Annotated in this window: 17 protein-coding genes; 3 read left to right on the top strand and 14 right to left on the bottom strand. The window is 37.2% G+C overall.

Going from position 1 to position 19,227, the window contains the following annotated elements; translation table 11 throughout:
* Window positions 1-3: 3 nt before the first annotated feature.
* Complete coding sequence (locus tag KQI71_RS00250) at window positions 4-1,506, bottom strand: L,D-transpeptidase (RefSeq protein WP_216432941.1); 1,503 nt, start codon at window positions 1,504-1,506, stop codon at window positions 4-6.
* 145 nt (window positions 1,507-1,651) lie between these two features.
* Here KQI71_RS00250 and KQI71_RS00255 point away from each other — a divergent pair, with 145 nt between their 5' ends.
* Entirely contained in the window at window positions 1,652-2,017 is a 366-nt protein-coding gene (locus KQI71_RS00255; protein WP_216432943.1) for a VOC family protein, read from the top strand.
* A 48-nt stretch (window positions 2,018-2,065) separates the two neighbouring features.
* Here KQI71_RS00255 and KQI71_RS00260 read toward each other — a convergent pair whose 3' ends face one another.
* The 4 genes from KQI71_RS00260 to KQI71_RS00275 all read right to left on the bottom strand — a co-directional run bounded on the left by KQI71_RS00260 (window position 2,066) and on the right by KQI71_RS00275 (window position 6,744).
* The gene (locus KQI71_RS00260; protein ID WP_216432945.1) at window positions 2,066-3,448 is read right to left on the bottom strand and encodes an aminopeptidase; all 1,383 of its coding nucleotides are present in this window, start codon (window positions 3,446-3,448) and stop codon (window positions 2,066-2,068) included.
* A gap of 90 nt (window positions 3,449-3,538) precedes the next feature.
* Window positions 3,539-4,684, bottom strand: a complete 1,146-nt coding sequence (locus KQI71_RS00265) for a D-alanyl-D-alanine carboxypeptidase family protein (protein WP_216432947.1) — start codon at window positions 4,682-4,684, stop codon at window positions 3,539-3,541.
* 59 nt (window positions 4,685-4,743) lie between these two features.
* Window positions 4,744-5,301 carry a class I SAM-dependent methyltransferase gene (locus KQI71_RS00270; RefSeq protein WP_216432949.1) on the bottom strand — a complete coding sequence of 186 codons (558 nt, stop codon included), beginning with the start codon at window positions 5,299-5,301 and terminating at the stop codon, window positions 4,744-4,746.
* Window positions 5,302-5,358: 57 nt separating this feature from the next.
* The gene (locus KQI71_RS00275) at window positions 5,359-6,744 is read right to left on the bottom strand and encodes a L,D-transpeptidase family protein (protein WP_216432952.1); all 1,386 of its coding nucleotides are present in this window, start codon (window positions 6,742-6,744) and stop codon (window positions 5,359-5,361) included.
* Between the two features lie 200 nt (window positions 6,745-6,944).
* Between KQI71_RS00275 and KQI71_RS00280 the strand changes: the two genes are divergently transcribed.
* On the top strand, window positions 6,945-8,288 hold the full coding sequence (locus tag KQI71_RS00280) for a butyryl-CoA:acetate CoA-transferase (RefSeq protein ID WP_216432954.1): 1,344 nt from the start codon (window positions 6,945-6,947) through the stop codon (window positions 8,286-8,288).
* A gap of 55 nt (window positions 8,289-8,343) precedes the next feature.
* Window positions 8,344-9,297 (top strand): L-lactate dehydrogenase, encoded by a 954-nt coding sequence (locus KQI71_RS00285; protein ID WP_216432955.1) that lies wholly within the window; start codon window positions 8,344-8,346, stop codon window positions 9,295-9,297.
* Window positions 9,298-9,301: 4 nt separating this feature from the next.
* Here the strand turns inward: KQI71_RS00285 and KQI71_RS00290 are convergent, their stop codons facing one another.
* The 9 genes from KQI71_RS00290 to ilvB all read right to left on the bottom strand — a co-directional run bounded on the left by KQI71_RS00290 (window position 9,302) and on the right by ilvB (window position 19,227).
* Entirely contained in the window at window positions 9,302-10,321 is a 1,020-nt protein-coding gene (locus tag KQI71_RS00290) for a nucleoid-associated protein (protein ID WP_216432958.1), read from the bottom strand.
* A gap of 176 nt (window positions 10,322-10,497) precedes the next feature.
* Window positions 10,498-11,532 (bottom strand): electron transfer flavoprotein subunit alpha/FixB family protein, encoded by a 1,035-nt coding sequence (locus KQI71_RS00295; protein WP_216432960.1) that lies wholly within the window; start codon window positions 11,530-11,532, stop codon window positions 10,498-10,500.
* A gap of 24 nt (window positions 11,533-11,556) precedes the next feature.
* Window positions 11,557-12,339, bottom strand: a complete 783-nt coding sequence (locus KQI71_RS00300; protein ID WP_008392574.1) for an electron transfer flavoprotein subunit beta/FixA family protein — start codon at window positions 12,337-12,339, stop codon at window positions 11,557-11,559.
* Window positions 12,340-12,352: 13 nt separating this feature from the next.
* On the bottom strand, window positions 12,353-13,504 hold the full coding sequence (locus tag KQI71_RS00305) for an acyl-CoA dehydrogenase (protein ID WP_008392576.1): 1,152 nt from the start codon (window positions 13,502-13,504) through the stop codon (window positions 12,353-12,355).
* An 88-nt stretch (window positions 13,505-13,592) separates the two neighbouring features.
* A complete protein-coding gene (locus KQI71_RS00310; RefSeq protein ID WP_216432962.1) occupies window positions 13,593-14,432 on the bottom strand; it encodes a 3-hydroxybutyryl-CoA dehydrogenase in 840 nt (279 codons plus the stop codon).
* Window positions 14,433-14,532: 100 nt separating this feature from the next.
* Window positions 14,533-15,324, bottom strand: coding sequence for an enoyl-CoA hydratase-related protein (locus tag KQI71_RS00315; RefSeq protein WP_216432963.1), 792 nt, complete (start codon window positions 15,322-15,324; stop codon window positions 14,533-14,535).
* 38 nt (window positions 15,325-15,362) lie between these two features.
* Window positions 15,363-16,547, bottom strand: a complete 1,185-nt coding sequence (locus tag KQI71_RS00320; protein ID WP_216432965.1) for an acetyl-CoA C-acetyltransferase — start codon at window positions 16,545-16,547, stop codon at window positions 15,363-15,365.
* A gap of 423 nt (window positions 16,548-16,970) precedes the next feature.
* Window positions 16,971-17,483: an acetolactate synthase small subunit gene (ilvN, locus tag KQI71_RS00325; protein ID WP_216432967.1), complete on the bottom strand. Its 513-nt coding sequence runs from the start codon at window positions 17,481-17,483 to the stop codon at window positions 16,971-16,973.
* A gap of 1 nt (window position 17,484) precedes the next feature.
* Complete coding sequence (gene ilvB / locus KQI71_RS00330) at window positions 17,485-19,227, bottom strand: biosynthetic-type acetolactate synthase large subunit (protein ID WP_216432969.1); 1,743 nt, start codon at window positions 19,225-19,227, stop codon at window positions 17,485-17,487.

Genomic DNA, 19,227 nt, shown 5'->3' on the forward strand with positions numbered 1-19,227 from the left:
TTTTTATTCATTTTGAGCCGTTGTCTGTGTTGATGCCGGCTGTTCTGTCGTTGTCTGTGCTGTTGTAGATTCTGTTGTTTCTTCAAACTGAACCGTTTTACATATGATATCAAACTGTTTTGTCACTGTATATCCACTCTTTCCTTTATAGGAAACCTCGGCTTTTACTACTTGTTTTTTATCATTTTTTACAAGCGTTACATTTGCCGCTGTGATCTTAACCGTTTCTCCATTGTCCTTTACGGAAACAGCTTCAATAACTGCCTGTGTGATCTGCGCATCACTTGCCCCTTCTTTTACGACAATATCTTTAATATCTTTTTTCTGTGTAATCTGTGCATCGCTATAGCAAGTAATCGTCACCGTCTTTGTTGAAGAACGATAAGGTTTATTCGCACTTTTTACTGTATATTGAACGCTATAAGTACCTGCTTTTGCAAATTTATAAGCTTTTGCCTGGCTATAAGTATAAGAAGTGTAAGTTTTTGCACCTGGTGCCTTGATCTTCACATTCATTGCTGTTGTTCGATCCTGTCCAGATACCGTCTTTGCACTTACTCCAGAAACTGCATTAACTTCATTCACTCTTACTGTACGATTCTTTGCAGAAATTACTGGTGCTTTTGTATCAACCACACTCATTGTAAAGTCTTTAGAAGCGCTTGTACCGCCAAGACTCTTTACTGTATAAGTAAACTTATAAGTACCTGTTGTCTTTGTTGAGAAAGAAGCTTTTACATAAGCTTTCTTCTTGCTGTCATATTTCTTCACAGAATATTTTATCTTGCTTGTCAAAGAAATTCCTGTTGTCTGCTGTTTTGCACTTACTCCTGCCATCACATTATAATTTGATCCATATTCTGCTGTCCTTGCCTTTTTGCTTGAAATTGTGATCACTGGTTTCTGTTTATTGTATGGATTGTTTTTATCTGGATCTGTTGGATCCCAATACATTTTTCTTGCGGTAGAAACCTTAATTCCTTTTGGTTTTCCAAGAGGTCCCGGATTTTTACTGCTATAAATTGTTACCTTTGTCTTTAATGGACAATGATCATAAATCCACTTTGCATCAATAACAGCCAGTCTGACACATCCATGAGATGCTGTCGTTCCAAGTTTATTAAATTCCTTTGTAGCCTGACTTGCTTTGCTGTGAGAATAGTACCATACAGAATGGAATAAGACTCCTTGATGAATTCTTGTACAATACTGTCCATAGCTTGGTCCCTGTAATGTGTGCCAGCGATATTTTGCCGGTGTATAATACGTACCGCTTGGTGTGTTAGCTCCACCACATGAGACAAGAAATGCTTTGATCGGTTTATATTTTCCATCTTGTAGTTGATAAACCGTCGCAACATTTGCCTGTTTGTTAACTTTGATCCAGTACTTTGTATTTCCCGCCGCATGAACTGTATCAGAACTTGCCACGGATACCCCAAAGGCCATCACAAGAACCAGCATCAAAGCACACAACTTTTTCATTGTTAACGCTAATTTTTTCATATGCTTTCCTTTCTATGAATATCCTTCCTTTATTGATTCAAACGTTCTTTTCTATTATATATTTCCAGCTTTCACTTGTAAATAGAAAACAATATGATATTATAAAAATAAAAGAATTTTCATAGAAAAGAAAAGGAGAATTTTTATGATTACTTTTAACCATTTTAATTTCAATGTTTTAAACCTTGAAAAAAGCTTGGATTTTTACAAAAAAGCTCTTAATCTTTCCGTTGTCCGTGAGAAAGACGCTTCTGACGGAAGTTTCCGTCTTGTTTATCTTGGAGATGGAAGCAGCGATTTTACGCTGGAACTTACCTGGCTTGCTGATCGTAAAGACCCATACAATCTTGGAGACGAAGAATTCCATCTTGCTTTTATGACTGATGAATTTGATAAGCTTCATAAACTTCATGAAGAAATGGGATGTATCTGTTTTGAAAATCCGGATATGGGTATTTATTTTATCAATGACCCAGACGGATACTGGATTGAAATCGTTCCTCAAAAATAAACATAAAAAAGTCAGCATGAATTAAAATCCTGCTGACTTTTTTCTTTTTTATTTACAATGTGTTAGAAATGCTTCATAACCTTTTTCCACTTCATAAATATCAGATTTGCTTGTAATTTCCCATGGTGCGTGCATATTTAAAACGGCAACGCCACAATCAATAACATTCATTCCATAAGATGCTGGAATATATGCGATTGTTCCGCCTCCTCCAATATCTACTCTTCCAAGTTCTGCTGTCTGGAAAGCAACACCTTCCTCATCAAAAATCTTGCGAAGTTTTGCAATGAATTCTGGATTTGCATCATTTGATCCAGATTTTCCCCTTGCTCCTGTATATTTATTTAATACCAATCCTTTTCCGAAATAAGCACTGTTTTTCTTTTCCATAACTGCTGGATAATTTGGATCAAAAGCGGCACTGACATCTGAAGATAACATATAGGAATTTGCAAGCGTTCTTCGTAAAACAAGGTCGTTATAATCCCCGGAAAGTGCCAGAATTTCTGCAACTGTATTTTCAAAAAACTTAGAATGCATTCCTGTCGCACCAACACTTCCGATTTCTTCCTTATCAACCAGCACACAACAAGAAGTTCTTTGTGGAGCCTCTACATTTAACATTGCCACAAGAGATGTATATGCGCAAACACGGTCATCCTGTCCATAAGACATCACCATGCTTCGATCCAATCCAAAATCTCTTGCCTTTCCTGCAGGTACAACTTCAATTTCTGCAGAAAGAAAGTCCTCTTCTTCTATATTATATTCTTCTTTTAAAAGATCCAGCATCTGTTTTTTCACTGCATCTTTTTCTTCTCCCTTTAATGGACGACTTCCGATGAGAACATTTAAATCTTCTCCTTCAATGACAACACTCGCCTTTTTTTCCATCTGTTTTCCAGATAAATGAATCAAAAGGTCCGTAATTCCCACAACTGGTTCATCTTCTTTTTCTCCAATGGAAAGTTCAATTTTCGTTCCATCTTTTTTCACAACAACTCCGTGCAATGCCATTGGAAGTGTCACCCATTGGTATTTTTTCACTCCACCATAATAATGAGTATCCAAAAGTGCCATTTCTGTATCCTCATATAATGGATTCTGTTTTAAATCAAGTCTTGGAGAATCAATATGAGCCCCTAAAATATTCAATCCAGCTTCTAGCGGTTCTTTTCCAATCTGAAATAACACAATCGTTTTTTCCATCCAAACACGGTAAACCTTGTCTCCCGTTTTCAACGGTGTCTTTGATGCAATCATTTCATTAAGATCTTTATATCCTGCCTTTTTGGCCAGTGCTACAGATTGTCTAACACATTCACGTTCTGTTTTTCCATTGGACAAGAATTCTTTATAATCTTCATTAAGATCTGTCAGTTTTACAAGATCTTTTCCTTCATAAGTTGTCCACGCATTTGCTTTTTCCATAACTGTATCTCCTTCCTTTGCGTTTTTCTTCAACAGATATCTTACCACAAAATAACAAAAAACGGCAAGGCGTATCTATCGATTCAAATCTTACAAAGAAAATTCCTCTAATATCTTTCCAAAATACCACCAGTAATCTTTTTTCTGTACCGATTGTAAAGCCGTAATTGCACTTGTTTTTATGCATTTTCCATTTGACATGTATCGAATGGCCCCAATCCGTTGTCCTTTTTTTACCGGTGCTTCTATTTGATCTGGTATCTGGCAACGAATCTCCACCTTATCTGTCTTTTTCAAAAGAAGTCTTACTTTCTTTTCTTTTACCTTCAAAGGAAGAGTCTCCTTCATTCCCCCGTTTACATAAATCTTAGAAATTTTGGTTATATCCGGTATAATTTCCTGATAATCATAATACATTTCTCCATACTGTGCCAATGCACGTATGTCACTCCATTTATAACTTTTATGCGGCGGCCATCCACTTGCCAATACAACTGCGATCATTTTCAATTTCTTTTTTTGAAAAGCCCCAACATAACAATATCCAGCCTTGGATGTATAACCTGTTTTTCCTGAAATAGCTCCTGGCATAGAAGATAACAATGCATTGTGATTATTACATGTAAATGTACGATTCCCGGAAAAATCTTTAAAATGGTAACTTTTTGTCCTTGTGATCGTGAGAAAATCTTTGTTTTTTATGCATTGTCTCATAATCATTGCAAGATCTATCGCATTTGTCTGATGGGCACCCTTTTCATCACTAGCATCTAATCCATTCGGTGAAACAAAATGTGTTTTTTTTGCACCGATCTTTTTTGCTTCCTTATTTAATTCCTTGGAAAATGATGCAACAGATCCTTTCGCATACTCTGCAAGTACGACTGCACAATCATTAAACGATTCCAACATCAATCCATAAAGAAGATCTCTTACTTTATATTTTTCTCCTCTTTTTACACCAAGATGCACTTTCGGTTGATTTTGTGCATTTTGCGAAACTTCTACCCAATCATCCAGATTACAATGTCTTACAATATAAAGACAGGTCAAAATTTTTGTTGTACTGGCATTGGCCATCGGCGTTTCCTCTGATTTCCCATATAAGATTTTTCCACTGTCTGCATCCATCAATACTGCTGCTTTTGCATATAACTTCGGCTCTTCAGCAAAAACAGGAAGATCTATAGAGAATATGAGACAGAGCACAGACAAAAATACCATGCATTTCTTCATTTTTCTTGTCCTTTCTATTCCAAGATATTATATGAAAAAATACATGGCATTATTCATGACTATTTTAATTTTACAAGAAATACTGGCATCGGCGGATGGTTTTTCTTCGTTGGAAAATCTTCTTTTATAACAAAATATGTTCGATCATCCAACTCTTCCAGCCAGTCAAGTACCTGATCACGTTCTTCAAACCCACTATCTCCTCCGCTATAAATGCAAATGCTCATAATTCCTCCAACTTTTAACAGCCGAAGTCCTGCCTCAAAAGCTTCAATACTTGTTTTTGGACGAGTTACCAGCTGATGGTCTCCCCCGGGAAGATACCCTAGGTTAAACATAATACACTGAATGGTCCCTGAAGCAAAATAATTTGCCATATGTTCATGTCCATCTTGTATTAATTTAGCCTTAACTCCATGTTTTTCTAATTTTTCTTTTGTCATCTCTAATGCCTGCTTTTGAACGTCAAACGCAGTGACTTTCCCACTTTGTCCAGTCCTTTGACAAAGAAATAACGTATCTCCGCCTTTTCCCATGGTTGCATCAATACAATGATCTCCTTCTTTGATCTGCCCTTCCAATACTTTATGAATCCAGTCTGTAATTGTGATTCGCATATCATTCCTCCAAAAAAAGAAGCTGCATATCAAATGAAGCTTCTTTTTTATTTTCCTTTAATAATAAGTTACAACCGGGTCTCCCTTACTTACTAGTTTATACAATGCTGCTGCAGAAGAAACTGGTAAATTGACACATCCATGAGATCCGCCAGATATGTATTCGCTACCTCCAAAAGAACTTCTCCATGGGGCAGAATGGAATCCTACATTTCCATTAAACGGCATCCAATACTGCACTGGTGAACTATAACCTTGCCCATTTAAGGTTGCTTTTGGCTGTTTATATAAAATATAAGAAACGCCTTCTGGAGTTTTACGTCCTGCTGTCATCATCCCAGTGACACAAGATGTTGTGTATTTAAGCTTTCCTTTTTTATAATAGTAAACGGTCTGTGCTCCAATATCAACTTCTACATAAGTATCTCCAATATCACCGTTAATACCATCATATACTCTTCCTTTTTCTCTCCAATAAGGCTGTCTTGTTTCAACAGTTCCTTCTTTCAACATTTTCTTTACAGATGCTAATTCTTTATCTTTATTCATACGCCATCCATAAGTTCCACCATAAATCTTTTTCTTACGTCCATCATGCGTTTTAAACTTATGCCATCCATACTGCGTATTATATTTGTACATAAATTTTAGTACCCAATTTTCCATTGCATTTTCATCAATAGAATAACTTGTTCCATCTTTACTGATCTTAAGCCATTTGTTGTAGATATCTTTGTTCAAAACAACCTTTTGTTTTCCAAACTCATAGGTAATACTTCCTTTTAAAATACCATTCATTTTATTAGCAAGATCTTTGATTTTTTTGCTATCTGATGTATATTTTGGATTATAATAGCATCCTGCTTTTTCAAGGTCAATCGTACTAATACCACTTTTGATTGCTTGTGTTACCTGCTGTAATGTACGAGCTTCGTTAAGCTCTGTTCCTTTTTCTTCTTTTTGTATTACATATTTTCCATCTTTGTAAACAGGTCTCGCGTCAACTCTTTTTACAATATGTTTTTTGTCAAAACATCCAAGTTTTTTATAAGCTTCCTCAAAAGAAGTCTTATCATAAGAAAACATGGTAATATGATTGTATTTTTCTGCTCCCAAAATTCCTTTAATCCATAAAAAAGCATTTTGTCCATTTTTGATTTTCTGAATATTTTTGGCACCCTCAAATTTTGCTTTAATCTGATCGCTTTGAATCACTTCTTTTTGATTTTTACGTTCCTTTAAAGTCAGATTATAATCATCTGCCTTTTTTTGAAAAATTGCAGTTGCCTGCTGGACTGTCTTCCCGGACACATCAATTCCATTAATCTTTGTTCCCTGAACAAATCCTTTGCTGTTATATACGGCAAGAAGACAATAAATTACAAGAACTGCCACTATGACGATTCCGACATAATGTTTCCATGTTAATTTTTTTGTTTTCATTACTAAACCTCCTAGATACAATTCCCTATTATAATACAGACACTTTAAAATAACCACTCTTTTTTAGACTTTTTTTCAAAGATTGATAAATTTTTCACATAAAACCTTGTCTTTCTTCATGCAAAATGATAAAATACAGTTAGTGTGTTAATCACGCAACGTATTAATCTCATCTATATTTTAGGGAGGAATTTATTATTATGTCATTCACTCAAGAATATCAAAAAAAATTAACAACTGCTGATGAAGCGGTAAAAGTTGTAAAATCAGGAGATCGTCTGGAATACGGATGGTGTGTTACAACACCTGTTGCCTTAGACGAAGCTCTGGCAAAACGTATGCCTGATCTTGAAAATATTCAGATCCATGGTGGTATCGTCATGCGTCCGCTGGCAATTACTCAGATTGAAAATCCAGCAGATCATTTTACATGGAATTCATGGCATATGGGCGGACTGGAAAGAAAATGGATCAACGAAGGTTTTTCTTTCTATGCACCAATCCGCTATTCTGAATTACCAGGATATTATCGTGACTATCTTCCAGCAACAGACGTTGTTATGATGCAGGTTGCACCAATGGACAAGCACGGATATTTCAATTTTGGTCCAAGTGCTTCTCATACAGCTGCTATGCTTGAAAAAGCAAAATGTGTTATCGTTGAAGTTAACGAAAACATGCCTCGATGCCTTGGAGGATTTGAAGAAGGAATTCATATTTCTAAAGTTGATATGATCGTAGAAGGAACAAATCCTGCCATCGATGAATTAGGTGGCGGCGGTGCTGCAACAGAAGTCGATCAGGCTGTAGCAAAATTAATCGTAGATCAGATTCCTAACGGTGCATGTCTTCAGCTTGGAATCGGCGGAATGCCAAACGCTGTTGGATCTCTGATTGCAGAATCTGACTTAAAAGATCTTGGTGTTCATACAGAAATGTATGTAGACGCATTCGTTGATATTGCAAAAGCCGGAAAAATTACAGGTGCTCATAAGAATCTTGACCGTTATCGTCAAACTTATGCATTTGCAGCTGGTACAAAGAAACTGTATGATTATCTTGATGACAACCCTGAATGCATGAGTGCTCCTGTTGATTATACGAATAATATCGCAACAATTTCTGCTCTTGATAACTTCATCTCCATTAACAATGCCGTTGATGTTGACCTTTATGGACAGATCAGTGCAGAATCTTCAGGAATCCGTCAGATCAGTGGTGCCGGCGGACAGCTCGATTTCGTTATGGGTGCATATCTTTCAAACGGTGGAAAGAGCTTTGTATGTCTGTCTTCTACTTTCACAAACAAGAAAGGAGAAACATTCTCAAGAATCCTTCCAACCTTACATGCAGGTTCCGCTGTAACAGATACTCGTGCAAATGCACATTATATTGTTACAGAATATGGCATGGCAAACATGAAAGGTCTTTCTTCATGGGAACGTGCGGAAGCACTGATCAATATTGCTCATCCAGACTTCAGAGATCAGCTGATCAAAGATGCAGAAGCTGCTCACATCTGGAGAAAATCAAATCGTCGATAGATTTTTGTATAAAAAACCTCCTTTTCCGGATACTAAACGGAAAGGAGGTTTTTTTATGTTAAATATGAGAAAAGCTGCAATCATTGGATGTGGATTTGTCGGTTCTGCGACTGCTTTTAGTCTGATGCATCAAGGTCTTTTTACAGAACTTGTATTAATCGATGTCAACCATGAAAAAGCAAAAGGAGAAGCCATGGATTTAAGCCACGGACGCCCTTATGTTGATACCGCAAAAATCTATGCAGGGTCTTATGATGATATTTCTGACTGTTCCATGATTATTATCACTGCCGGAGCAAATCAGAAACCTGAAGAGACAAGACTAGATCTCGTCCAGAAAAATGTTGCAATCTTAAAAACAATCATACCAGAAATTACAAAGCGAGGCTATGATGGCATTCTTCTTATCGTTTCCAATCCTGTTGATATTTTAACATATGCGGCTTATTGTCTCTCCGGGTTCGAACCAGGACGAGTTCTTGGTTCCGGTACTGTTCTTGACTCTGCACGCTTGCGTTATCTTTTAAGTGAACATTTAAAAGTTGATACAGAAAGCATCCACGCTTTTATTATTGGAGAACATGGAGACAGTGAACTTGCTGTTTGGAGCAGTGCTCATGTTGCTGGAATTCCAATTCATGATTTTTGTGAATTTCGCGGACATTTTTGCCACCATGATGCCATGGAAAACATCTATCAAAACGTCCGTGAAAGTGCTTATGAAATTATTCACCGAAAAGGTGCTACTTACTATGGCATCGCAATGGCTGTCAATCATATCACAGAAAGCATGATCCGTGACAAAAATTCTGTTCTTCCGCTATCTACCCTTTTAACTGGACAATACGGACTTCAAAATCTTTACATGAGCGTACCAACCATTGTCAACCAAAATGGTGCCGGTCCAGTATTAGAACTCCCATTGAATGAACAAGAACAATCTCATTTACAGCAATCTGCACAAACATTAAAAAAAGTAATTCAAACACTAGATATCCCTCAGAGATGAGGGATTATCTTAATCTTACCTGTTCGATATTTTTGATAATGATTGTACTTGTACCACCAGGTTCTTCTATAATCTCAATATTATTCTTCGTATTATATTCTTCCATTGGAATTTTTATTTCAATTCCTGTATCCGTCTCAATCATTTGATATTCCAACTTCTTTACCGTATTTTCCTTTGCAACGGTAAAAGTATCATACTGCAGATCATATCGTTCAATTTTATCATCAAACTCTTGCTTTTTCCCCTGATGATTGCCAAACAATTTATCTCCAATCTCATTAATCTTAAACGCTTGATTCTCTTCAAATTCATTTCGAAGCTGACTTTTAATATCCATTCGCTTTTTAATTCCATCTTCCGGATAATGATTGTTAATATCATTAATAACTTTATTTAAAATTTGAAATTTCTTTTTCGGTGCCATATCGGCAGAACATTGAAGAAAACGTTCTGACAAATAATTCATTTTATCCCCATTTAGCATTTCATATTTCTTCTCAACAAGTTGTATTTTATATTCTGCAAGATCGATAATGACCGCTTCTGTTAACTTTGAAGAATCCGTCGGCATAACTCTCTGCTTTACAATATCATTTCCTTCGTGCTCATCTTGATGATGCACATAAGTCATTTTATAATTCATTTTCAACATAGCAAGATAAACAACACTTTGAAGCTGGAAAGTTACACACAAAAGATCCGCTGCTGGAATAGTAACACTATTACACATAATATCAAATAGACTTTCTCCAAGTACTCTCGTTGCCTCAATAAAGCTGTCATCATCAGTTTCTTCCATCGTTTCTAGAAGGCTCAAAACTGGCGAAATGCTCCCATCAAATTTACATTTCTTTGTATCATCACTCTCTAAAATTTTAAAAATATGCCCTCGCACAAATTCCATCAAATCCGGTCCCATCTCAAGAAGACTCCCAGAAAGACCAAGATATCCATTATGGCTGTCTAATATATGTAAAATTCCCTTTCTGATGATAATATCATCTTTTTGTATATTTAACATTAAAACACTCCTTTCTTTCGCAACATTTTATCATTCAGACAATCATCTTTCAACTTACAATTTTTTCTTACATCCTCATATCACATTTGTATGATACCCTTTGTTTTTTCATATAAAAAAACAAAGGTCTCACAGAGAGATCTGTGAGACCAAGGATTAAATTCTATAAAAGTTGACTATTTTACAACAGCTTTTAACTTTTCTGTTAATGCTGGTACAATTTTATTTAAATCACCAACAATACCGTAATCAGCTACATCAAAAATAGGAGCTGTTTCATCTTTGTTAATTGCAATGATGATGTCAGATTCTTCCATACCTGCAACGTGCTGGATTGCTCCAGAAATACCGATTGCAAAGTATACATTTGGACGTACTGTTTTTCCTGTCTGTCCAACCTGAATGTCTCTTGGCTGCCATCCATTATCTACAACAGCACGAGAGCAGCTAACTTCTCCACCGAGAACTTCAGCTAATTCTTTTAACATTCCGAATCCTTCTTCTCCAACTCCACGTCCACCGGATACAAGGATCTTAGCATCCATGATATCTACAGTGTCTGTTACGGATTTCACAATGTCAACAATTTCAACATATTTGTTATCTGGAGTAAATCCAGGATTGTATTCAATAACTTCTGCCTTTGCTCCTTCGATAGGATCAATCTTCTGCATAACACCTGGACGTACTGTTGCCATCTGAGGACGGTTGTCTGGGCAAGCGATTGTTGCGATCGTATTTCCACCGAATGCTGGACGAGTCATTAATAACTGATTGTGTTTCTGTTCTTTTCCTGGGATTGCTCTTAATGGGAAATCACCGATTTCAAGAACTGTACAGTCAGCTGTCAGACCTGTCTGAACACGTGCAGATACACGAGGTCCAAGGTCACGACCGATTGCTGTCGCACCAACTAACATGATCTCTGGTTTGTATTCATTGATCACAGATGCTAATGCATGTGTATATGGTTCTGTTCTGTATTCTTTTAATTCTGGATCGTCAACTACGATAACTTTATCAGCACCGTATTTTGCAAGATCATCTACTAATCCTTTAACGTCAGAACCTACAAGAACAGCAGTTACGTCTGTATCTAAGTCTTTTGCTAAGTCTTTTGCTTTTCCAAGTAATTCGAATGCGATTCCGCTTAATTCGTTATCTACCTGCTGTGCAAAGACGTATACGCCTCTATATTCTTCTAAACCCATTTTATTCACCACTTTTCCTTTTCACTAAATTACATGTTTTTCAGCTAATTTATCCATGATATAATCTACTGCTTCTTCTGGATCAAGTGTAACTTTTTCTCCAGCACCTTTTCTTACTTTGTCAGATGCTTTTGCGATCTTAGTTGGAGATCCAGCAAGACCAAGGTTAGAATCCTCTACATCTTTAAGGTCTTTTCTTCCCCAAACAGTTACTTCTGCATCATATGCATCAAAAATTCCACCTGGAGTCATATATCTTGGCTCGTTTAATTCAGCTAATGCTGTAACTAAGCAAGGCATTTTAGCTTTTAAGATGTGGTATCTATCTTCATACTGACGCTGTACAACTACGCTGTCACCGTCAATTTTAATGTCTTCTGCATAAGAGATAACTGGAATATCAAGATGTTCAGAAATCTGTGGTCCAACCTGAGCTGTATCACCATCGATAGCCTGACGTCCTGTGATGATCAGATCATAGTCAAGATTTCTTAATGCTCCAGCTAATGTAGTAGAAGTTGCCCATGTGTCAGCTCCTCCTAATACTCTGTCAGTTACAAGGATACCTTTATCAGCACCCATTGCCATAGCTTCACGAAGAACTTCGTCAGCTTTTGGAAGTCCCATTGTAAGAACTGTAACTTCAGCTCCATATTCATCTTTAATTCTAAGTGCTGCTTCTAATCCAGCTTTGTCATCTGGGTTCATGATAGTAAGCATAGCACCTCTGTCTAATGTACCATCTGGGTTGAATTTAACTCCACCTTTTGTATCTGGTACCTGTTTTACACAAACAACTATCTTCACGGTAAGTACCTCCCTATTTCAATAAGTTTCCAGAAATAACCATACGCTGAACTTCAGATGTTCCTTCGTAGATTTCTGTGATCTTAGCATCGCGCATCATACGTTCTACATCATATTCTCTGATGTATCCGTAACCACCATGTAACTGAACAGCTTTTGTTGTTACTTCCATAGCAACTTCTGCTGCATATAATTTAGCCATAGCAGCTTCAACACTGTATACTTTCTGAGTAGCTTTAGCCATAGCAGCTTTGTATACTAACTGTTTTGCAGCTTCTACTTTTGTTGCCATATCAGCTAACTGGAACTGTGTATTCTGGAACTGTCCGATAGAACGTCCGAACTGTTTTCTTTCTTTTACATATTCGATTGTTCTTTCTAAAGCACCTTCTGCAAGTCCAAGAGCCTGAGAAGCGATACCAATACGTCCTCCATCAAGAGTATGCATTGCGATACCGAAACCTTTACCCTGTTTTCCTAACAGATTTTCTTTTGGAATACGGCAGTCTTCAAAAATTAATTCATATGTAGCTGATCCGCGGATACCCATTTTCTTTTCTTTTGTTCCGAATGTGAAACCTGGAGTTCCCTTTTCTACGATGAATGCAGAAATTTCTTTCATCTTTCTTCCGCGTTTTTCAACAACACCTGTTACTGCGATTACGATATAAACGTCTGCGTAGCTACCATTTGTAATGAAGCACTTAGATCCGTTTAATACCCATTCGTCTCCGTCTAATACGGCTTTTGTCTGCTGTCCCTGTGCATCTGTACCAGCACCTGGTTCTGTCAGACCAAAAGCTCCTAATTTCTTACCAGATGCTAAATCTGGGATATATTTTTTCTTCTGTTCTTCTGTACCAAAAGTCTGGATTGGATCGATACAAAGAGATGTATGTGCAGAAACGATAACACCTGTTGTACCACAAACTTTTGATAATTCTTCAACACACATAACGTATGTTAATGGATCGCATCCCTGTCCACCATATTCTTTAGGAACTGGAATACCTAAGAATCCTGCTTTAGCCATTTTTGCTACAGTTTCAACTGGGAACTGTTCGTTCTCGTCAACATCCTGTGCAAGAGGCTTAACTTCTTTTTCGGCAAACTCTTTAAAAAGAGTTCTTGCCATTTCATGTTTCTTACTTAATGTGAAATCCATTCTTTATTCCTCCATAAAAAAATGTATAAAGTAATCCATCCGCATCCAGTCATTCACCATTCCGGATGCGGATGGAGAGCTCTAACTTTTATTTGCTGTAATCGTAGAATCCTTTACCAGTTTTACATCCTAATAATCCTCCACGAACCATCTTTCTTAATAATGGATGTGGACGATATTTTGTATCACCAAATTCATTGTAAAGTACTTCCATGATTGCAAGGCAAACGTCTAATCCAATTAAATCACCTAAAGCTAAAGGTCCCATTGGATGGTTTGCTCCTAATTTCATAGCTGTATCAATACCTTCTACAGAAGCTACTCCATCAGCATAAATTCCGATTGCTTCGTTGATCATAGGGATTAAGATTCTGTTAACTACGAATCCAGCACCTTCTTCAACCTGTACAGGTGTTTTACCGATTTCTTCAGCGATTGCTTTGATCTTATCAACAATTTCTTTTGGTGTGTTGATACCAGCGATAACTTCAACCAGTTTCATAACAGGAGCTGGGTTAAAGAAATGCATACCGATCATTGGACGATCAAGTCCTGCACCAATTTCTGTGATTGATAAAGAAGATGTATTTGTAGCAAAGATAGCATCTTTTTTACAGATATCCTGTAATTCTTTGAATGTCTGTTTTTTGATTTCCATGTTTTCAATAGCTGCTTCTACGATTAAATCGCAGTCTGTACAGATATCTTTTACACCTGTTGTGATCTTTGCTAAGATAGCATCTACAGCTGCCTGTTCCATTTTTCCTCTTGCAACACGTTTTTCTAAACCTTTTGCGATTTTAGCTTTTCCGTTTGCTGCAAATTCTTCATTAATATCACATAAGCATACTTCATATCCTTCTGTCTGTGCAAATGCCTGTGCGATTCCGCTACCCATTGTTCCAGCGCCGATAACTCCAACTTTCATTGTATTTCCTCCTAAAAATTTTAAGTAATATCATCTCGCTGCACACAGATTTTCATCTGTGCACAGGAGAAGATTGTTTTAACAAAATGAATTTATACGATTATTTATTCTGGAAAGGAACCACTTTGAGTTTCTTTGATTTATCTTTCTCAAGGAAGTTACCCATTCCTGCTTTCTGATCTTCTGTTTCGAAGCAGCTTCCGAAAGCTTTTTCTTCTACAACAATCGCCTGGTCCATATCTACCTGAAGACCTTCGTTGATTGCTTTTTTACTTGCACGAACTGCGATTGGTGCGTTCTTTGCAATTTTAGAAGCTAATTTCTTTGCAGCATCCAGAAGTTCTTCCTGTGGATATACTGCATTAACAAGACCGATTCTATAAGCTTCATCTGCTTTAATGTTAAATGCTGTATAGATCATTTCTTTTGCTTTTCCAGCCCCAACCAGACGTGCAAGTCTCTGTGTTCCACCAAATCCTGGTGTAATTCCAAGACCTACTTCAGGCTGACCGAAAATAGCATTTTCAGCACACAGTCTAATATCACAGCTCATGGAGATTTCGCATCCTCCACCTAAAGCAAATCCATTGACTGCAGCAATAACAGGAATTGGGAATGTTTCGATCTTACGGAATACATCGTTTCCTGTTTTACCGAAAGCTTCTCCTTCTGCTTTTGTTAATGTGCTCATTTCTCCGATATCAGCACCGGCAACAAAAGATTTATCTCCTGCACCTGTCAGTACGACAGCTCTTGTTGCATCTAAATCGATGGCATCAAATGTTGCTTCGATTTCTTTTAATACTTCACTGTTTAATGCGTTTAACGCTTTTGGACGATTGATTGTAACGACACCTACGAATCCATCCTGTTCATATGTAACGAATTCCATCTTAGAATTCTCCTTTCATAAAGTATTCAGATCAACAATTAATCTCTTTCAACGATGGTTGTGCAACCCATTCCACCACCGATACACAGAGTAGCAAGACCTTTCTTAGCGTCTCTCTTCTGCATTTCATGAAGCAGTGTAACTAAGATACGGCATCCTGAAGCTCCTACTGGATGTCCAAGAGCGATTGCTCCACCGTTTACGTTTACTTTGCTCATATCGAATTTCAGATCTCTTGCAACTGCTACAGACTGAGCTGCGAAAGCTTCGTTTGCTTCGATCAGATCCATATCGTCGATTGTTAAATCTGTCTTTGCTAATGCTTTCTTTGTAGAAGCAACTGGTCCAACACCCATGATAGAAGGATCAACTCCACCAAGAGCTCCTGCTACGAATGTAGCCATTGGTTTAACACCTAATTCTTTTGCTTTTTCTTCGCTCATAACAACAACTGCTGCTGCACCATCATTGATTCCAGAAGCATTACCAGCTGTTACAACTCCATCAGGTTTTCCTGAGCAACATCTTAATCCAGAAAGAGATTCTGGTGTTGTTCCAGCTCTTGGTCCTTCGTCTGTATCAACGATTACTGTTTTCTTTCTCTGTTTAACTTCTACTGGTACGATTTCATCTTTGAATCTTCCAGATTCCTGAGCTGCTACTGCTTTCTGCTGAGAAGCTGCTGCAAACTCATCTAATTCTTCACGAGTTAATCCCCACTGTTCTGCTACATTTTCAGCAGTGATCATCATGTGATAGTGATTGAATGCATCTGTTAATGCATCATTTACCATTGTATCTACCAATGTTCCGTTGTTCATACGATATCCGAAACGTGCTTTTGGTAATGCAAATGGAGCCATTGACATGCTTTCCATACCACCTGCAACAACGATGTCAGCATCTCCTGCTTTGATCATCTGTGCTGCCATGTTTACACAGTTTAATCCTGATCCACATACAACGTTAACTGTAACTGCTGGTGTTTCAATTGGAAGACCTGCGTTTAAAGAAGCCTGACGTGCAACGTTCTGTCCTAATCCAGCCTGGATAACGCATCCCATATATACATGGTCAACTTTGTCCGCTGGAACTCCTGCTCTTTTCAGTGCTTCTTTAATTACGATTGTTCCTAAATCCACTGCTGGAACTGTGCCTAAGACACCGCCCATTTTTCCGATTGCTGTACGGCATGCTCCTGCGATAACTACTTTCTTTGCCATATCAATTCTCCTCCATAAAACTTTATTTTTTTATTTGGGTGATTGTCTATCACCGATGTGTTAATAGTATCACAATCTTTGTTTCTTTTCAATTGATAATTTGTGAAAAGAATTTCATAATTTTTATGCAATTGCTACAAAGCGCATAAATACGTCATTTTTTCGTGTATACACCACCACCTTGAAATTGTATTTTTTTTAACACAATCTATTTGTAATCATAAATATTTTTTTGCACTTCTATAGAAAAGTGCACGAAATTGATAATTTTTTTTAATATTTTCGTGAAAAAAATAACAAAACTGCTTGTGATATGTTTATGTTTTTTTGTATACATTCATAATTTTTTTATTCATATCGCATAAAAGAATTTAAAAAACCCTCTCTGAAAATAACTTCCAGAAAGGGTTTTTTCGCCTTTATTTATCGATCCTGCATGCTGATGCAATCAATAGCTACCGGGCCACCACGCACAACCTCAATATTTGTATAACGTTCTTTAAATACTTTTAAAATAGAATCATTTTTTGTTTCTGTACGAATCGCTTCTATTAAAAGACTGTCTTTTCCCATGTCTTTGATTAGAAAACGGAAAACTTCTGCCATTTGGAAAATTTCTGCCCTCTGTTTTGCATTAATACTACGCACTTTAATAAACATAATCTCTTTTGTCCGAATTGATTTGTCTGTATAATCAATGACCTTGATAACTTCCACAATTCTATTTAATTGTTTTTTTACTTGTTCAAAAGTTTTATCATCTGCATCAATACAGATTGTCATCCGTGACATTGTAGGATCTTCTGTTTCTCCTACCGTCAGACTGTGAATATTATAAGCCTTCCCTGAAAACAGACCGGAAATTCTCGCTAAAACACCGACACGGTTTTCCACAAATAAAGACAGCCATCTTCTTTGCATACTGTTTTGATCCATATTATTCTTCCTCCTCTCCGCGTTCCATAATCAAGTCTGTGATTGATCCATTTGGTTTTACCATCGGCATAACAAGTTCTTCATTATCTATAATAAATTCAATAATTGTTGGTCCATCCGTTTTTGCCTTTGCTTTTTCAAAAGCCGGTATAATTTCTTCTTTTTTGAAGACACGAATTCCCTGAGCTCCATAACTTTCTGCTAATTTCACAAAATCTGGTGTATATGGAAGATATTCTTTAGAATCTTTTCCGCTACCTTTCTTTTTCCGTTTCAGACAAGTTCCGGAATATTTTTTACCGTAAAACAAATCTTGCCACTGGCGTACCATTCCAAGATAACCATTATTTAAAATACATACAGTAATTGGAAGTTCCTGGATAACTGCAGTTGCGATTTCCTGCGAATTCATCTGGAAACCACCATCACCAGAAATACAAACAATTTCTCTTCCAGGATTTCCAATGGCTGCTCCAATGGCTGCTGGAAGTCCATATCCCATGGTTCCAAGTCCACCAGAAGTCAGCATTTGCCGTCTTCCATAAAGCTGCAAGAACTGTGTCGTCCACATCTGATTCTGCCCAACATCGGTCGTTACAATTGGCTCATCAAAGAAATCATTAATTGCATCAATGATCTGCTTTGGAACCAATTTTTCTTTCTCTTTCATTACAAGAGGATGATCTTTATGCCACTTATTCATAGTAGAAATCCACTCTTCTATTTTACATGGTTCTTCTCCTTGGGCAATATGAAGCATTAAACTGATTGCTTCTTTTGCATCTCCCACCATTGGTACATCTACAGTAACGTTCTTTGAAATTGCTGCTGTATCAATATCAATATGGATAATCTTTGCATTCGATGCAAAAGTTCCAAGTTTCCCCGTAATACGGTCATTAAATCTTGTTCCAATTGAAATCAGAAGATCACAACTATTCACGGCTTCATTTGCTGCATAATTTCCATGCATTCCAATATTTCCAAAATAAAGCGGATGATTGGTTGGAACAATTCCTCTTCCCATAATTGTCGTTACAACTGGAATTCTCAAGGTTTCCATAAGCTTGGTCATTTCTTCTCCTGCTCCGGATATTTTTGCGCCACCACCAATCAAAAATAATGGTTTTTTTGCTTTATAAATCATCTTCATTGCTCTTAAAATCTGTCCATGATGCACTTTCGTATTTGGTTTGTATCCACGAATATGAACAGTTTCTGGATATTCATCACTTCCAAGTTCTGCCATCACATCTTTTGGAAGATCCAAAAGGACTGGTCCTGGTTTTCCAGTTCTTGCAATGTAAAAAGCTTCTTTGATCAGACGATTTAAATCTTCTCTTTTTCGAACAACAATCACGAATTTTGCAATATTTCTTGTCACTCCGACAATATCTACTTCCTGGAATGTATCATTTCCAATCAAAGTTGTTGCAACTTGTCCGGTAAAACATACAAGTGGAACACTATCATAATTTGCTGTTGCAATTCCCGTTACAAGGTTTGTTGCCCCAGGTCCGCTTGTTGCAAGACAAACACCAACTTTTCCTGTAGAACGTGCATATCCGTCTGCTGCATGAATTAATCCCTGTTCATGTCTTGGCAAAATCATCTCTACCTGATCCTGTTTATAAAGCTCATCGAAAATATCAATGACGCAGGCCCCAGGATATGCAAAAATTTTTTCAACGCCTTCCTCTTGCAGTGCCTTTACCAAAAATTGATTTCCTGTCATTTTACCCAT

This window comes from Anaerostipes sp. MSJ-23, assembly GCF_018918155.1.
Classification (GTDB): Bacteria; Bacillota; Clostridia; order Lachnospirales; family Lachnospiraceae; genus Anaerostipes.

What these genes read in the sequence shown, in the direction of transcription:
- KQI71_RS00255 (WP_216432943.1), top strand. Translation starts at nt 1,652, where the DNA reads ATGATTACTTTTAACCATTTTAATTTCAATGTTTTAAACCTTGAAAAA.
- KQI71_RS00265 (WP_216432947.1), bottom strand. Translation starts at nt 4,684, where the DNA reads ATGAAGAAATGCATGGTATTTTTGTCTGTGCTCTGTCTCATATTCTCT.
- KQI71_RS00280 (WP_216432954.1), top strand. Translation starts at nt 6,945, where the DNA reads ATGTCATTCACTCAAGAATATCAAAAAAAATTAACAACTGCTGATGAA.
- KQI71_RS00295 (WP_216432960.1), bottom strand. Translation starts at nt 11,532, where the DNA reads ATGGGTTTAGAAGAATATAGAGGCGTATACGTCTTTGCACAGCAGGTA.
- KQI71_RS00290 (WP_216432958.1), bottom strand. Translation starts at nt 10,321, where the DNA reads ATGTTAAATATACAAAAAGATGATATTATCATCAGAAAGGGAATTTTA.
- ilvB (WP_216432969.1), bottom strand. Translation starts at nt 19,227, where the DNA reads ATGGGTAAAATGACAGGAAATCAATTTTTGGTAAAGGCACTGCAAGAG.
- KQI71_RS00285 (WP_216432955.1), top strand. Translation starts at nt 8,344, where the DNA reads ATGTTAAATATGAGAAAAGCTGCAATCATTGGATGTGGATTTGTCGGT.
- KQI71_RS00270 (WP_216432949.1), bottom strand. Translation starts at nt 5,301, where the DNA reads ATGCGAATCACAATTACAGACTGGATTCATAAAGTATTGGAAGGGCAG.
- KQI71_RS00315 (WP_216432963.1), bottom strand. Translation starts at nt 15,324, where the DNA reads ATGGAATTCGTTACATATGAACAGGATGGATTCGTAGGTGTCGTTACA.
- ilvN (WP_216432967.1), bottom strand. Translation starts at nt 17,483, where the DNA reads ATGGATCAAAACAGTATGCAAAGAAGATGGCTGTCTTTATTTGTGGAA.
- KQI71_RS00305 (WP_008392576.1), bottom strand. Translation starts at nt 13,504, where the DNA reads ATGGATTTCACATTAAGTAAGAAACATGAAATGGCAAGAACTCTTTTT.
- KQI71_RS00250 (WP_216432941.1), bottom strand. Translation starts at nt 1,506, where the DNA reads ATGAAAAAATTAGCGTTAACAATGAAAAAGTTGTGTGCTTTGATGCTG.
- KQI71_RS00275 (WP_216432952.1), bottom strand. Translation starts at nt 6,744, where the DNA reads ATGAAAACAAAAAAATTAACATGGAAACATTATGTCGGAATCGTCATA.
- KQI71_RS00310 (WP_216432962.1), bottom strand. Translation starts at nt 14,432, where the DNA reads ATGAAAGTTGGAGTTATCGGCGCTGGAACAATGGGTAGCGGAATCGCA.
- KQI71_RS00260 (WP_216432945.1), bottom strand. Translation starts at nt 3,448, where the DNA reads ATGGAAAAAGCAAATGCGTGGACAACTTATGAAGGAAAAGATCTTGTA.
- KQI71_RS00320 (WP_216432965.1), bottom strand. Translation starts at nt 16,547, where the DNA reads ATGGCAAAGAAAGTAGTTATCGCAGGAGCATGCCGTACAGCAATCGGA.